We start from the raw sequence: 15,316 nt of genomic DNA, 5'->3' as shown, positions 1-15,316 counted from the left end.
CTTTGACCCTTCGGTTGATCGATATCCTGTCCAATGCCAAAGACGAGGAGTGGGAAGCCTTGTCTCCCATGGCGCTTCGACTCGGGCTGGTGAATGAAAAGAAAGAGCTCGTCGTCGGCTCTTACCGTGACTTTGCGGCCGAGCAGTGGAAGAAGCTCCATCCTGGTCAGGAGCCGGCGCTTTCTTTTGAGGAGCGGCCGAAACCGGCGCTTGCCCCGCCTCCCCCTGGCCCTTCGAAAGCCGACATCATTAAAGGGATTATGAAATCCAAGCCCTAGGAGGCGTGAGTATTTGTCGCCGTCTCCAAGGCTCCGGCGTACTCCTTCTTTAGCTCCGGGTCATTGAGCTTGAGCCACGCAATGGTGTCGGAAAGCGTCGCGATCGAATCGCGCGAGACGAAGCCCAAATCTTTTTCGGCGTAGAGCGAGCTCAAGCCCCAATGCTTCGAGGCCATCTCGAAGACCACCGGATCGGGCAAGATCGGATGCTTTTGCGGCGGCAGGACCTTGTCGAGCAGGCCCGAGACCTTGGCCAAGAGCGCGGCGACCGGGCCGGGCAGGGCGACCTTGGGCGGCGCGACCCCGCCAATGGCGGCAACGGTTTTGAAGAAGCGGTCGATCGGATAGGTCGTTCCGCAGAAATGGTAGACCGGCTTGGGATTCGCGATCTTCATCGCCCGGATCATCGCCCGGCTGACGTCGCGGATGTCGACGAAGTGGATGCCGCCGTTGACGATGAAGGGCAGCTTGCCCCGCAGCAGCCGCGAGATGTGGGCGGTGGCCCGGCCGCGGTGGTCGCCGGGGCCGAGCAGGACCGGCGGCCTTAAGATCACCAGCTCGACGCCGAGCTTCTCGGCCAGGGCCCGGCCCTGGCGCTCGGCCGCGATCTTGGACGCGTAGTAGGGCCAGCTTCCGACGGTCTCTTCCTGGAAAGGCGCCAGCTCATCGGCCTTGGCCTTGGGATCGGCGAAGCAGCCGACGGTGCCCGAGGTCGAGACGAAGAGCACCCGGCATTTGAAATGGCGGCCCACTCGGATCATCGAGGCCAAGCCCTCGACGTTGGTGTGAAACATTTCCTCGGGAGCCTTGCGGGTGTGCTGGATCACGGCCGCCAAATGGTAGACGCCGGCCAGGCCCTTCAAGCGCTTATCGCCGATCCAGGCTTGAGCCTCGGTGACCGAGCCTTCGATCAGCTCCACGCCCTTGAGCTTGGCCGTCCAATCCTGTTTCTTCCAGCTGGCCTTGTCGCGGACCAAGGCGATCGGCTGAATCGCCGGATCGTCCAACAATAATTGGAGAAGGTGCCGGCCGACGAAGCCGGTGGCGCCGGTGACGAGGTAGGGAGTCTTTTGCATGGAGCTCCTATTTCCCTCCCCTTTGTAAGGGGAGGGTTAGGGAGGGGTAGAGAGTTGGCAAAGCCATTAACTTTGGCATCTCTGCCGACTCTCTACCTCCCCCTGCCCCCTCCTTACAAAGGAGGGGGAAATTCTTAACCGGCCACGGCCAGCCCGGTGGACTTTTCGGGCCAACGACAGGCCTCGCGATAGCGATTCAACTCGGCGGCGTTAGGCCCCCAAGCCCATTCGCCGCCGGGAGTCTTTGCCAAAACTTGACGTTGAGCGAGATCTTCGAGGCAATCTTCGAGATGGGGCAGATGGGCGTCGGGAATTTCCTTGAGCAGGGTCCCGGCCGAGCCGAGCTTGAGCTCGGGGCCTTGGCGGCTGAGCCAGTCGGCGGCGGCGAAGTAATCGCGGCAGACGCCCTCGAAAAGGCCGAAGACGATGAGTTGGACCACTTCCTCGGCCAGTGCCTCGGGCTTGGGAACGCGCTGGGCGAAGCCGCCGAAATCGTTGCGCGCCACATGATGTCGCACCGCCGGGTTTTCCGGCAGCAGGGCCAAAGCCTCGGCGAAGAAATGATGGGACCATTGATAGTTCAAGGTCGGCAGCAGCGAAGTCGGAATCCGATCCTCGCGCTTGAGCGGGCTCTCCAAAACTTGAGCGCTGCGGGCCTCGAGCCGAGCCCTCAGCTCAGAGACCTCGAAGCCGACCGGCTCTTGCCGCTCGGCAAAAGCCCGCAAGTGATGGTCGGTCGCAACCAAGCCTTGCTGGAGCTGAGCCATGGCCGCGGCGCCGATCAAGTTCAGATCGCTGTGGCGGTTCAAGGCGATGGGGCGGCCGCAGGCGACGTGGATCCGGCCGAGCCGAATCTCGCCGCGAACCACCCGCAGCAGCCAAGCGAGCAGGGCGCCGAGCCGCATCTTGGGCTTGGTCTCGCCGGCCAGCTCGCGCCCGAAGGTCGCCTCCTCGGGAACCCGGTCGTAGCTGATCGAAACCGGCAAGAGCGTGCAGGCCTGGCCGGTCGCTTGGAGGCATTTCAAGATCCCGCGCCGCGGTGTCAAAGGTTGGCGCGAGCGGCTGCGGGTGCCTTCGATGAAAAACTCGAGAGCTTGGCGGCGCCGGACCAAGTCGTGGATCTGCCGGGTCAGCTCGGGGTTTTCCTTGCCCAGCCCGCGCTGCACGTAGAAAGCCTGGGTCTGCTTGATCAGGCGGCCGAGCAGCGGGATCTTGCCGAACTCCTGAGCCGCCGCGATGTGCGGGATCGGCACGCCCAGCTCGGGATAGGCGAAGAACAAGTAAGAGCAGAGGATGAAATCGAGGTAGCTGCGGTGGGTCGGGACGATCAGCAATAAAGTGTCGGCCGGGATGGTTTGGCGGGCCTGCTCGAAGGCGCCGCGGTCGAAGGTGATCGAATCGGCCGAGCGGCGCAGCACCTTGCGGGCCAGATAGGCCGCGCTGCGGATCGCCCAATTGCCTCGGGCCCGGCCGCGGGCCCAGCGGAGGTCCTTTTCCTCGGGCCGGTGGCGCCGGCCGGCGAAGACGACCTCGCTCTCTTTCTTATGCATCAAGTTGGTGTAAACCCCGCGGCAGACGTTCTCGATGTAGTCGTATTTGCGGAATTTGGGATCCGAGATCGGCATCGAGGAGCGGAAGTCGAAGCTGCAGTGGGTGAAATAGGGAAAGCCGGTGTTGAGATAGTGGAGCTGGCCGGTGAGGCGCTCGATCTGCTTGCGAGCCCTTTCCTTGCGCTTGAACTTAAACCACAGCGCCGCGGCCTTGCCCGGCCCCAGATGCCATTGCCAGTGGCGGAGCTTGAAGCGAAGGCTGTTCGGCCCGACATAGCGGAGGTGCGAGAAGCGGGCCACCGGGTAGCGCCGGAAATAGCCCTCGATGATCGCGATGTTCTCGCGGATGTTGCAGCTCTGATCCTTGCCGGCGACCGCGTGGACGATGCGGACCGAGCCGTCGGCCGGCAGCGGCTCGACCGCCGCCCGCAGGATGCAGTCGGCGACGACGTCGCAGGGCACGATGTCGAGCTTGGTGTCGTAGTCGGCCACCACCGCTCGCAAATAGCCGGCGCCGATCAGCGAGACGAAGCCGGCGAAGGCGGCCCGGCTGTCGATCCAGCCGGCGAAGGGCTGGCTCCAGCAGGCCGAGACGATGCTGGGGCGGACCAGGCTGAAGGGCAGTGTCCCGCGGTTCTCGAGCAGGAGGTGCTCGGCCAGGCACTTGGTCAGGGTGTAGGTGTTGGGGTGGCCGGTCTCCTTCAATAAAGCCTGGGTGTCGAAACGGCCGCTTAGGATCTGCTGGTAAATTTCACGGGCCGGCCGGGGTAGCGGCACCGGCTTCTCTTCGATCGGCCCATTGTTTTCACGATGGGGCGTGACGTAGGCGGTGGAGACACCGATCAGCCGCTCGAGCTGGGGGCAGGCCTTGGCGAACTCGAGGACGTTCAAGCTGCTGGCGATATTGGAGCGGGCCGCGACTTCCAGCGGCAGGTCGAACTCGACCGAGGCGGCGACGTTGAAGATATGGGTGAGTTCGGCGGTCATCTCGCCGCGGTCGCGCAGGCTCAAGGCGCAGCCGGTTTCGCTCAGCTCGCCGGCGACGACCGTCACTTTTTGCTCCCAGCCCCGGGGAAGCTTGGAGAAGCAAGGCGAGGCCGCCACTTCCTTTTCGAAGCGCTCCTGCGGCGAATGGCCCTTGCGGCCGGGCCGGATCAGGACATAGACCTTCTCGAGCCTCAGCTCCTCGGAGCGGCGGAGCAACTCTTCCAGCACCACTTTGCCGACGAAACCGGTGACGCCGGTGACCAATGCCTTCATGCCTTAACCTCGTTTCCTTTCCAGGGAAGCGGGGCTAAAGCCCCTTGCTACAGGGATAGATCCCGTAGCAAGGGGCTTTAGCCCCGCCGCTGTTTCGCCCAAACCTTGATTGTCGCTCCCGAAGACGTTTTGGGGGTCGAGGGCCCGCTTGGCGGCGCCGACCCAGGCCAGCATCGCCGGCGACTTGATCTTGGGCAGGAAGCGCTGGCGCAGCTTGCCGATGCCGTGGTGATGGGAGAGCGAGCCGCCCTGCTTGAGTATTTCCTCGCGGGCGAAAGTTTCGAGCTCGGCATAGACCTCGGAGGGATGCTCGACTCCCTTGTAGTAGTAGCCGAAGTAAAAATAGACGCAGACGCCGGTCTCGTAGACCTGGGTGACCCGGCAGGTGATGAAGGGCTTGCCGGGAAGGCCGCGCCGGGCGTATTCGGCGAAGAGATTCGCCTTCACCTTTTCGCAAAGCTCCTCGGCCTTGCTCCAGGGCACCGAAGTCTCGAAGGACTCGGCCAGGAAATAATGCTTCATCACGAAATCGCGGATGTAGGCGATGCCGAAGGTGAGCTGGTAGCCGCGCTTGCCGTTCTCGGCTCCGGCCTTCATTCCGCCCTGCTTCTTGGCCAGGGCGTAGACTTCCTTCTCCTGGGCCGCGACCTCCGACTTCCGGCCCTCGAAGACGATGGTGCAGGCGACCATCTTCTGCGGATCGAAGCCCTTGAGCTTGGTCACGAAGAATTTCTCGAGCTTGCTCTTCAAGGCCTTGAGCCCGGTCGCCTTGGGCTTCAGCGCCATGCTGAATTGGAATTGGAGATTGTCGACCAGTCGGATGCTGGCCGGAATCTTGTCGGTCTGGCTCAGTTGGTAGAGAAACTCGACGCCGTTGTGGAAGGTCGGAAAGAGGATCGAGCCGTAGCGCTGGACTTCGGGCAGCGGGAAGAGCTTCACCACCGCCGAGGTGACGATGCCGAGGCTGCCTTCGGAGCCGAAGAGCCAGAGCCGGGGATCGCTGCCCACCGATTCGCGGGGCTGGGCCGCGCTCCGCCGCAGGGTGCCGGCGGCGGTGACGACGCTCATGTCGAGGATGATGTCCTCGATGTTGCCGTACTTGTTCTTCTTCATTCCGCTGGCATGGGTGGCGATCCAGCCGCCCAAGGTCGAGAATTCGACCGAGTCGGGCTCATGGCCGAGGGTGAAGCCCTGGGCCTTGAGCTGTTCCTGGATATGGCGGCCGACCGCGCCGGCCTGGATGCAGGCCATGCGGTTGACCGGATCGACCCAGAGAATGCGGTTCATCCGCCGCATGTCGACCGAGACGATGAAGCGCTCTTCGCCTTCGGGGCAGCGCAGGGCTTCGGTCACCGAGGTGCCGCCGCCGAAAGGGATCACGCAGGCATCATGATTCGAGGCGGCCTGGACCAGGCGCTCGACCTGCTCCTCCTCGGTCGGAAAGACCACCAGGTCGGGAATGCGGCCGAGCTTGCCGTATTTGATCGCGAACATCTCTTCCTGAGTGTGGCCGTGGCCGTGGCGCAGGCGAATTTTGGGATCTTGGCTGAGCTGGTCTTCCTGGAGGAAGAGCCTGAGCTCGGCGAGCAGGGCCGGATGGTTCTTGGGAGCGGGAATCTCGGTCGGATAATGGGGCTGATGGATGTCGTCGGGTCGAATCGGAACTTCCATCACGTCGCTGACCCAAGGGAGCAGCGAGGGCAGCTCTTGGCCGGAGAGCGAGTAGCGATTTCCGGTCAGCTCGACACTGCCGTTGCCCTTGATTTGAAAGGCGGTGTCCCTAAAACCCCAGACGTCCAAGCTCTCTTCGTCGCGAAACGATTCCGACATGACGCCTCCTCATTCTTTAGTGGAGGCAGATAAGCCTGTTTCCGAGCGAAAAACAAGCTAAAATTAGACTGACATGTCAGTTTAAGTTGTGCAAAAAAAGCTTTGCTTTTTCAAGGATTTGCGCTTTTTAGGGTCCATGGGCCAGCATTTGGACAAAGAGCATCGGCGGCTCCAGCTGATGGAAGCCGCGCTGAGCGCCTTCGGCAAGAAGGGCTACCACGACACCCAGGTCTCGGACATCATCGCCCAGGCCAAGGTCGCCCGCGGCACCTTCTATCTCTACTTCGACGGCAAGCGCGAAATCTTCACCGCGATCATCGCCAAGATCTTCGGCGACTTGGCCCAGCAGATCCAGGCCCTGCCGCTCCATGCCGTCGAGGAAATTCCCCGCCAGATCCTGGGCAACCTTCGCCGGGTCACCGCCTTGCTGCTCAAAAATCCGCTCTACATCAAATTGGTGTTCAGCGACGCGGTCGGCTTGGACTCGGAGTTCGACACCCAGATCCGCCAATTTTACGAGTTGATCCTCGACTACCTGCGCCGCGGCTTGAAGCAGGGCCAGAAGATGGGCTTCGTCCGCGAGGCCGATGTGCACGTCCTGGCGGTCGGCGTTTTGGGCAGCATCAAGGAAGTTTTCTACCAATACGTCCTGGGCACCGACCGGCCCAGCGCGGCCGAGATCGAGCGCGAGATCTACACCTTCGTCATCAACGGCATCATCAGCCCGGCGCTGCGGCCCCATGTGCAGAACATCCTGAAGACCCTCGATGAAGAGAGCGTGGCCAAGGTAGTCGGCAAGAAGTAGCCAAAATTCCCCCCCCTTTGAAAAAGGGGGGGCAGGGGGGATTTGAAGCGGCGGCTTGTATTCAGAAATACCGTTTTCAATGCTCGACGGCTTTTAAATCCCCCTTCCCCCCTTTTTCAAAGGGGGGTATCCTTTCCCTTGATTGCCGCCTAAATCGCGGCCATCCCAGCTCATGAAGAAGATCCAAGATTTTCGCCTACCCTACGAGCCCGCCCCCGACCTCCGCGCGGCGGTGGCGGATCGACTCGGTCTCGATCCCGGTCAAATCCAGCAGATCCGCGTCTTGAAGCGCAGCCTCGACGCCCGCCAGCGCGGGCGTTTGGCCTGGGTCTATTCGCTGGAAATCTATTTTGCCGGCGAAGAGCCCGAAAAAAGCTTCGAGCCCTTTCCCCGATTCGACTGGCGGGACCCGCCACCGCTCATCCTCGGCGCCGGCCCGGCCGGGCTCTTCGCGGCTTGGACCTTCCTGGCCCACGGCATCAAGCCCATCCTCTTCGAGCGCGGCGAGCGGACCCATGGCCGGATGCTCAAGATCAGCCGCTATTGGCGGAAGGGCGAGCTCGATCCCGACAGCAATGTCTGCAACGGCGAGGGCGGAGCCGGGACCTTCAGCGACGGCAAGCTCATCACCCGGATCAAGAGCCCGCTGATCCCGCGAGTGATGCAGGCCTTGGTCGATTACGGCGCGCCGTCCGAGATTTCCTATGTCTACAATCCCCACGTCGGCAGCAATTTGATCCGCGAGGTCATCAAGCGGATGAGCGATGACCTGATCGCCCGCGGCGCCGAGCTGCGCTTCGGGAACCGGGTCGAGGCGCTCGAATTGGAAGGGGGGCGGGTGCGGGGCGTTCGCCTCGGCGACGGCTCGATCGTCGATGGAGCCGGGCTCATCCTTGCCTGCGGCCACAGCGCCGGCGATTTCTTCCTCCGGCTCCGCGAGCAAGGGGTCGGCTTCGAGCCCAAGCCCTTCGCCTTGGGTTTGCGGATCGAGCATCCTCAGCGCGCCATCGACCGCTGGCAATACGGCGAGCATTGCGACTTGCCGGGCCTGGAAACCGCCCAATACAAATGGCAAAGCCAGGGGATCGAGGCCCAGCTCGGCGTTTACACCTTTTGCATGTGTCCCGGCGGCTACGTGATCTCGAGCTCGACCGATCCGAGCGGCATCGTGGTCAACGGCATGAGCAACTACCACCGCAATTCGCCCTGGGCCAACGCGGCGGTGGTTTGCACGGTTCCGGCCGAGAAAGTGCCGGGAGAAGAAGTCTTTCGGCTGAAGGATTTTCAGGCCGCGATCGAGCGCCGGGTCTTCGAAGCCAGCCGGAGCCGGGGTGAGGAGCGGAGAATTCCGGCTCAGCATTTGGGCGATTTCATGGCTGGCCGCGAAGGCAAGATCTCGGTGAGATCAAGCTGCCCCTCGGGGGTGGTCGCCGCCGACCTCTCCAAGCTCTTGCCCGATTGGATCGTCGCCTCGCTGCGCCGCGGTTTTCAGGATTTGGAGAGCCGCCGCCCCGGCTTCGCTCAGGCCGAGGCCCTGCTTCACGCGGTGGAATCGCGGACTTCTTCGCCCCTGCGCATTCCGCGGGACCCCGAGACGATGGAGTCCCTCACCGTGAAGGACCTGTTTCCCTGCGGCGAAGGGCCGGGATACGCCGGCGGGATCACCAGCGCGGCGGTGGATGGGATGAAGGCGGCTCTAGCCTGGATAAAGAAAAACTGTAGAAAGGGGCTTTAGCCCCGTTTTGCGCGTTGGAGAGAAAGAAGAGCGGGCCTAAAGGCCCTTGCTACCTTGGTAAATTAGCGGCCGAGCGCTTTGTCGTACTCTTTGAGCAGCTCGCGGCCACCCTCGAGCAAGATGACCAGGTGGTCTTGCATGGCCTCGTCGAAACCGCGGGATTCGAGCAGCTCGTAAATCTCGACCGATTCGACCGCGACGTTCTTCTGATGGAGGAGGATCAAGAATTTGAAGAACTTGGCGTCGTCCTTGGGATCGGGCACCAGTTTATTGGCGCTAGTCAGATAATCTTCGAAGGCGGATTGAATCTCCGCGGGAGCCTGTTTCAACATAGGGGACCATGTAATCACGCCGGGCCCTTCGGTTCAATCATTTTATTCAGCTTTTTCAAAAGGTTTCGGCGGTGGACGGCCCTCCGGCCAGGTGCCGCGGATCATGCCGCCCAGCGCGGTGAATCCGGGCCCGCGGGCCCAAGGAAAACGCAAGCGCTCGACGTGACGATGGGGCTCGACGGTGTCGAAGCGAATTCCCCACAGCGGTTGAGTGCCATTGGCCAGGGCCGAGAACCGGAGGTCGGCGAGCTCCCAGGGCTGCTGTTTCAAGATGGCGGTGTAGCCCTCGGCGAACCACTCGAAGGTTTCCAAATCCTGTTGCAAAAGGCTGCCCGGCGGTGGCGCCGGATTCAATTGAGCCGGGTCGAGGCGGGGCAGGGATCCGCCTTCCCAATAGAGCTTGCCGGCGGCACCGATGCGGAGAGCGTCGACATAAAGACGGCCGTCGCTCCGGTAGACCGAGCGCCAGACCAGCAGGTTGGCGAAGGTCGGCATGGCTCGGCCCTCGACGGCTCGATGGCCCCGGGCGATGGCGATGTCTTTTTGAAATTGGAGGGCCCGATGATGCTGCCAGGCGCCGAGGCCCATATAGGCGGTCGAGAGAATCAGGGCGAGGAGGGCCGGCCGGCCCCGGCGGAGGGCCGCGGCATAGATGACTCCCGCGATGAGGATCGCCGTGTAGATCGGATCGATGATCGAGATGAAGTCCCAGGAAATCCGGCGATGGGAGAAGGGCCAGAAGAGCAGGGTGCCGTAGGTCGTGCAGGCGTCGAGGAGGCCGTGGGTGGCGAAGCCGGCGATGGCCGCCAACATCAGGTCGCGCAGCCGGTGGCGGCGGCCGAGCAGCAGCCAGATCAAGAGACCGACCGCGGCGCCGCCGAAAGGGATGAAGGCCAGGCTGTGAGTGAAGCTGCGGTGATAAACCAGGAAGAGCAGCGGATCGGCGTTGGAGCGGATGAAGACGTCGAGGTCCGGCGCCATTCCGCCCAAGATGCCGGCCCAAGTGATCGCGGGACTGACCCGGCGGTAAAAGATGGCTTGCGCGGCGGCTCCGCCGAGGGCACCTTGAGTGATAGGATCCATGGCCGAAATCAGCATCCATCACTCGCTGGGCGATCTCAAGCGCGAAGATTGGGACGCGCTGGAAAGCGGAGATTTTCCCTTCGCGTCCTACGATTATTTGTCGGCGATGGAGCGGACCGGCTGCGTCGGCGAGGCGGCGGGATGGATTCCGCTCTATCTGACGATCCGCGAGGGCTCGCGGCTTTCGGCCGCAACCTATCTATATATCAAGACTAACAGCGACGGCGAATTCATTTTCGATTTCGCCTGGGCTCGGGCCTACCACCGGAACGGCTTGGCTTATTACCCGAAGCTGCTGTCGGCCAGCCCCTTCACCCCGGTCACCGGTCCCAAGCTGTTGATCCACCCCCAGGCCGAAAGGGCCGAGCTCGCCCCGGCCTTGATCGCGGCCGCGCTCGATGAAAATCGACGGATTGGGGGGAGCGGTGTCCACTTCCTTTATCTCAGCCCCGAGGAGATCACCGACTTCGAGCGGGCCGGCGCGATGATTCGCCGGGGCTATCAGTTTCGCTGGCGCAACCGGGGCTACCGGAGCTTCGAGGATTTTCTCCAGGCCTTGAAGCGAAAGCGCCGGCTCCAAATCGCCCGCGAGCGCCGGCGAGTCGCCGAGCTGCCGCTGGAGATCGTCACCTTGAGCGGCGGGGAGATCGGCGCCGAGGAAGTCGCCGCGATGCACGATTTCTATGCGGTGACCTTCCACAAGAAATTTTGCACGCCCTATTTGAACCGGGAATTCTTCGAGGAAGTCCATGGCCGGATGCGCGACAACTTGGTCTTCGCCATGGCCCGGGAGGGCCGGCGCTGGGTGGCCGGGGCGATCCACTACCGCAAGGGTCAAAGCCTCTTCGGCCGCTATTGGGGTTCGCTGCGCGATTACGCCAACCTCCACTTCGAGCTGGCCTATTATCGGGGGATCGACTTCGCCATCGCCCAAGGGCTCCGCGAGATGGACGCCGGCGCCGGGGTGCCGCACAAAATCTTCCGCGGTTTCGATCCCGAGCCGATCCACAGCGCCCATTGGATCGAGCATCCTCAATTCCGCCAGGCCATCGCCCACTATATCCGGGAAGAGAGCCGGGCGGTGCAGGCCGAGCTGGACTACGCCACCGAACACGGCAGTTACAAAACGGGACCGGATGTTCCCCCCTTTGAAAAAGGGGGGCAGGGGGGGATTTAAAAATTGCGGCAGAACGCCTAAACTCTTTCCGTGGAACAGGCTCCGCAAAATCCCCCCAACCCCCCTTTTTCAAAGGGGGGCATCAAGAGCCCACGCGACATCCTGGATTTCTGGTGGGGCGAGGCCGCCGACAAGTGGTGGTCGAAAGATCCGGCCTTCGACGGGGAGATTCGCCGCCGCTTCGAGCCGACTCTGCGGGCGGCGGCTCGGGGCGAGCTCGACTCCTGGCGCGAGGAGCCCGAAAGCTGCCTGGCCTACATCCTGCTGCTCGACCAATTTTCGCGAAATATTTACCGCGATAGCCCCCAAGCCTTCGCTCAAGACCGCCTCGCATTGGCGGCGAGCTTGGAGGGCCAGCGCCGCGGCTTCGACCAAAGGCTCCGGCCGGAGCAAAGGATCTTTTTCTACATGCCGATGGAGCATTCGGAAGACCGGGAGATCCAGGCTCAAGCCCTGCAGGCTTTCGGGAGCCTGGGGCAGGGCGAGAATTTGGACTACGCCCGGGGCCACGCCCAGATCATCGAGCGCTTCGGCCGCTTTCCGCATCGCAATAAAATCTTGGGACGAGAATCGACGCCGGAGGAAGAGGCTTTTCTGAAGGAGCCGAACTCCGCTTTCTAGTTCCCCCCTTTGAAAAAGGGGGGACCAAGGGGGGATTTGAAGCGGTCGCATGAATACCAATGCAGGTTTAGGCACCTGCCACGTCTTTAAAATCCCCCCTGCCCCCCTTTTTCAAAGGGGGGAACTGCCGGCACCTTTTCGACCTTCAATATTTTGAGGCCGACGGCTCCCCGGCCGACGCCGATCATCTCGCCCTCGGGGCTGATCTCCCAGAGGTCGGGCCGGAATTTGCTGACCCAAGTGTCGGCCAGCTCCTCGGGCAGGAGGGCGATTTGGCCCTGCTTTTTCCACCAGATTTGGCGGCCGTCGGCGGTGTGGACTCGGATTTGGTAATTGGTTGGCATCCTCGGCTTCTAATGCCAGAATCCTCCCCATGATCCAAGCCCAACGCGAATTTTTCTTGAGCGGCGCCACTCGGGATTTGGAGTTCCGGCTCAAAGCCATCGACAAGCTGATCAAGGTTTTGCGCTTTGCCGAGAAAGACGTCTACGAAGCTTTGCGCCGCGACCTGCGCAAGCCGACCTTCGAGGCCTATGTCAGCGAGCTCGGACTCATCCTCGAGGACCTCAAGCTCATCCGCGGCCAGCTTCGGGTTTGGAGTCAGCCCGAGGAGCCGGCCTTGCCCCTGGCCTTTTGGCCTTCCTCGGCCCAGATCACCCGCGAGCCCTACGGAACCGTCCTGATCATCAGCCCCTGGAATTATCCGCTCGACTTGGCCTTGAGCCCTTTGGCCGGCGCCATCGCCGCCGGCAACACCGCCGTGATCAAGCCCTCGGAAATGGCGCCCCACACCTCGGCCCTGATCAAGAAATTGATTTCCGAAAATTTCTCGCCCGAATTCCTCAGCGTCGTCGAGGGCGGAGTCGAAGCGACCCAAGAGCTGCTGGCGCAACCCTTCGATTACATCTTCTTCACCGGCTCGACCCGGGTCGGAAAAGTCGTCATGGAAGCGGCGGCGAAAAATCTCACCCCGCTGACCTTGGAGCTGGGTGGCAAGAGCCCCTGCCTCGTCGAGGCCAGCGCCAAGCTCGACAAGGCCGCCAAGCGCATCGTTTGGGGGAAGTTCTTCAATGCCGGCCAAACTTGCATCGCGCCCGATTACGTTTTAGTCGAGGCCAAGCTGCTCGGTCCCTTAGTGGAAAAGATGAAAGGCCAGATCCGAAAATTTTTCGGCGAGAACCCTCAGAAAAGCCCGGACTATGCCCGGATCGTCAACGAAGCCCATTTCCGGCGGCTCAGCGCCTATCTGAAGGAAGGAAAGATCCTCAGCGGCGGCCGCAGCGATGCCGCCGATCTCTACATCGAGCCGACCTTGCTCGAAGCCCCGGCGCCAAGCTCGGCCGTGATGGAGGAGGAAATCTTCGGACCGATCCTGCCGATTCTCCCCTTCGAGGATTTGGACCAGGCCCTCGACCAAGTGCGCCGCCGGCCCCGTCCCCTGGCCCTCTATCTTTTCACCGAGAAGGCCCCGGTCGAGGCAAAGGTCCTCGGTTCGGTTTCCTTCGGCGGCGGCTGCGTCAACGACGCCATCGCCCATTTCGCCGCCACCGACCTGCCCTTCGGCGGCATCGGGGCCAGCGGCTTCGGCGCCTATCACGGCCGCAAGAGCTTCGAAGCTTTTTCCCACCCCCGCAGCGTGCTCAAGCGCTCGACCTGGGTCGACGTGCCTGTTCGCTACCCGCCCTATTCAAGCGCCAAGCTCAAGCTGGTCAAAAAGCTGATCGGTTGATAAAATTTAGCTGATCGAGAAGGAGACTTTATGGATCGATGGGAAGAAGAAATCGGCCAGGTCGACCATTACTATGGCCACGCCCATATCGCCGGCATCTGGCTGAAGAACGGAAAGCTGAAACTCGGCGACCGCCTCCACATCAAGGGACACACCACCGACATGGAAGCCACCGTCACCTCGATGCAGATCGAGCATCAGGACGTCCGTGAAGCGCTACCCGGCGCCCATGTCGGGATTCCGGTGGAAGACAAGGTGCGGGAGCACGACCGGGTCTTCATCATTCACCAATAGCCGCCCCCAAGACTGCGGCCTTTCCCTGACCTCGGGGATCGCTGAAGGCGCCGAAGGCCTTGGCCTTGGGATCATAGACGACCGCCTGCACGTTGCCCCAGCGGTTCGTCGGCGACTCCCTCTGCAATTTGCCCGGCTCGCCCTGATCATGCAGGCGCTCGCCGGCCAGTGCCGCCGGCCAAGATTCATTGCCGAAATAATGCCGAGCCAACACCTGAAAGACCGAGCTCATGATCCGCGGCCCGCCCGGCGAGCCGAGGGCGGCCAGGGCGTGACGGCCCCTCGTCACCAAGGTTGGCGACATGCTGGAGAGCGGGCGCTTGCCGGCCTCGACCTTGTTCTTTTCCGACTGGACCAAGCCGAAATCGTTGGGCAGCCCCGGCCGGGTGCTGAAGTCGTCCATCTCGTCGTTCATCAGGATTCCGGTCCGGCCGGCGGTGACGCAGGAGCCGAAGGAGAGATTAAGGGTTACGGTCATGGCGACGGCGCCGCCTTCGCCATCCATCACCGAGAGGTGACTGGTCTCGCCGCCTTTTTTCAGCCAGGCCTTGAGCGGCATGCCGGGATTGAAATCGGGATCGCCCATCTCCTGGTTGCGAATTCGAAACATCTCGGCCATCGCCGCGGCCAGCCAAGCTTCGCCCTGAGCGGCCCAGCCGGTCTTGTCTTTCTTGAGCCGGGCCTCCAGGCGGTTCATCCCAAGGATGATGCCGACGCCGCCGGCGCTGGGCGGCGGCATGCCCCAAATTTTCCCGAAGGAATAGCCGGCCGAGACCGGTTGGCGCTCCATCGCCCGATAAGCTTGCAAATCCTCGAGCTGGAGGAGGGCGCCCTTGCCCTGGAGATTGGCGACGAGCTCGGCTCCGAGAGCGCCCTCGTAGAAAGCCGCCGCCCCCTGGTCGCGAAGCCGTTTGAGGCTCTGGGCCAAGTCGGCCTGTAGCCATTTCCCTGCCGGTTCGGGTTGCAGCAGCGGCCGGTAAATTTTGGCGGAGTGATAGTCGCGGAGCAGGCAATCGGCTTTGAGCAAGAGCCGGCTCTTGAGCTCGGCGTCGGGCTTGAAGCCCTGCTCGGCATATTGGATCGCCTCGTCGAAAAGGGCCGACCAGGGGAGCCGGCCGGCTTGGCGGTGCAATAATTCGAGGCCGGCGACGGTGCCCGGCACCGCGATCGCCAGCGGGCCGACCCGCGCCGCCTCGGGATCGGGAGCTTCCAGAAAAGTTCGCTCATGGGCTTTCAGCGGCGCGGTTTCTCGGAAGTCGAAGGCCCGGGCTTTTTTGCCGGTCCACACCAAGGCCATGCCGCCGCCGCCCAAGCCCGAATTGTAGGGTTCGACGACGGCCAAGGTCAGGGCCGCGGCAATGGCGGCGTCGACGGCATTGCCGCCTTGGCCCAGGACCCGAAGCGCGGAGTCGGTGGCCAGGGGATGCTGGGTGGCGGCGGCGCCGGCCGGCGGGGTCGGTTTTTTGGCGGCGAAGGCTTGGGGTCCGGCTCCGACGAGCAGGACCAAGAGGAGGCAAGAAATGCGGGAAAACCGGATCCTCACGCC

14 protein-coding genes are annotated in these 15,316 nt (G+C 62.7%); 7 read left to right on the top strand and 7 right to left on the bottom strand.

The window, feature by feature from the left end:
- The coding region (locus VJR29_05590; protein ID HKY62876.1) for a hypothetical protein at positions 1-278 on the top strand (278 nt) is incomplete at its 5' end.
- On the opposite strand, the gene VJR29_05585 is transcribed toward VJR29_05590, so the two are convergent.
- The 3 genes from VJR29_05585 to VJR29_05575 form a co-directional block, all read right to left on the bottom strand.
- A complete protein-coding gene (locus tag VJR29_05585) occupies positions 275-1,354 on the bottom strand; it encodes an NAD-dependent epimerase/dehydratase family protein (protein HKY62875.1) in 1,080 nt (359 codons plus the stop codon). The two genes, VJR29_05590 and VJR29_05585, sit on opposite strands and share 4 nt — an antisense overlap.
- 134 nt (positions 1,355-1,488) lie before the next feature.
- Positions 1,489-4,164 carry an SDR family oxidoreductase gene (locus VJR29_05580; GenBank protein HKY62874.1) on the bottom strand — a complete coding sequence of 892 codons (2,676 nt, stop codon included), beginning with the start codon at positions 4,162-4,164 and terminating at the stop codon, positions 1,489-1,491.
- A gap of 3 nt (positions 4,165-4,167) precedes the next feature.
- A complete protein-coding gene (locus tag VJR29_05575; GenBank protein ID HKY62873.1) occupies positions 4,168-5,994 on the bottom strand; it encodes an FAD-binding oxidoreductase in 1,827 nt (608 codons plus the stop codon).
- 136 nt (positions 5,995-6,130) lie between these two features.
- Here VJR29_05575 and VJR29_05570 point away from each other — a divergent pair, with 136 nt between their 5' ends.
- Positions 6,131-6,799: a TetR/AcrR family transcriptional regulator gene (locus VJR29_05570; GenBank protein HKY62872.1), complete on the top strand. Its 669-nt coding sequence runs from the start codon at positions 6,131-6,133 to the stop codon at positions 6,797-6,799.
- 172 nt (positions 6,800-6,971) lie between these two features.
- Positions 6,972-8,534, top strand: a complete 1,563-nt coding sequence (locus tag VJR29_05565) for a hypothetical protein (GenBank protein ID HKY62871.1) — start codon at positions 6,972-6,974, stop codon at positions 8,532-8,534.
- 62 nt (positions 8,535-8,596) lie between these two features.
- Here VJR29_05565 and VJR29_05560 read toward each other — a convergent pair whose 3' ends face one another.
- Entirely contained in the window at positions 8,597-8,866 is a 270-nt protein-coding gene (locus tag VJR29_05560) for a hypothetical protein (protein HKY62870.1), read from the bottom strand.
- A gap of 42 nt (positions 8,867-8,908) precedes the next feature.
- The gene (locus VJR29_05555) at positions 8,909-9,949 is read right to left on the bottom strand and encodes a metal-dependent hydrolase (GenBank protein HKY62869.1); all 1,041 of its coding nucleotides are present in this window, start codon (positions 9,947-9,949) and stop codon (positions 8,909-8,911) included.
- On the opposite strand from VJR29_05555, the gene VJR29_05550 reads away from it, so the two are divergent.
- Together VJR29_05550 and VJR29_05545 are read left to right on the top strand one after the other, a co-directional pair.
- A complete protein-coding gene (locus VJR29_05550) occupies positions 9,948-11,126 on the top strand; it encodes a GNAT family N-acetyltransferase (protein ID HKY62868.1) in 1,179 nt (392 codons plus the stop codon). The two genes, VJR29_05555 and VJR29_05550, sit on opposite strands and share 2 nt — an antisense overlap.
- A gap of 30 nt (positions 11,127-11,156) precedes the next feature.
- Positions 11,157-11,747 carry a DUF924 family protein gene (locus tag VJR29_05545; protein ID HKY62867.1) on the top strand — a complete coding sequence of 197 codons (591 nt, stop codon included), beginning with the start codon at positions 11,157-11,159 and terminating at the stop codon, positions 11,745-11,747.
- A gap of 86 nt (positions 11,748-11,833) precedes the next feature.
- Here the strand turns inward: VJR29_05545 and VJR29_05540 are convergent, their stop codons facing one another.
- Entirely contained in the window at positions 11,834-12,091 is a 258-nt protein-coding gene (locus VJR29_05540) for a hypothetical protein (GenBank protein HKY62866.1), read from the bottom strand.
- On the opposite strand from VJR29_05540, the gene VJR29_05535 reads away from it, so the two are divergent.
- Together VJR29_05535 and VJR29_05530 are read left to right on the top strand one after the other, a co-directional pair.
- Positions 12,085-13,476 carry an aldehyde dehydrogenase gene (locus VJR29_05535; protein HKY62865.1) on the top strand — a complete coding sequence of 464 codons (1,392 nt, stop codon included), beginning with the start codon at positions 12,085-12,087 and terminating at the stop codon, positions 13,474-13,476. The genes VJR29_05540 and VJR29_05535 overlap by 7 nt on opposite strands.
- A gap of 30 nt (positions 13,477-13,506) precedes the next feature.
- The gene (locus VJR29_05530) at positions 13,507-13,770 is read left to right on the top strand and encodes an EF-Tu/IF-2/RF-3 family GTPase (protein ID HKY62864.1); all 264 of its coding nucleotides are present in this window, start codon (positions 13,507-13,509) and stop codon (positions 13,768-13,770) included.
- On the opposite strand, the gene VJR29_05525 is transcribed toward VJR29_05530, so the two are convergent.
- Positions 13,757-15,313, bottom strand: coding sequence for a gamma-glutamyltransferase (locus tag VJR29_05525; protein ID HKY62863.1), 1,557 nt, complete (start codon positions 15,311-15,313; stop codon positions 13,757-13,759). The two genes, VJR29_05530 and VJR29_05525, sit on opposite strands and share 14 nt — an antisense overlap.
- Positions 15,314-15,316 lie beyond the last annotated feature (3 nt).

Source organism: bacterium (genome assembly GCA_035281585.1).
Classification (GTDB): domain Bacteria; phylum UBA10199; class UBA10199; order DSSB01; family DSSB01; genus DATEDP01.
This window is presented reverse-complemented; position numbering and strand designations above follow the sequence as displayed.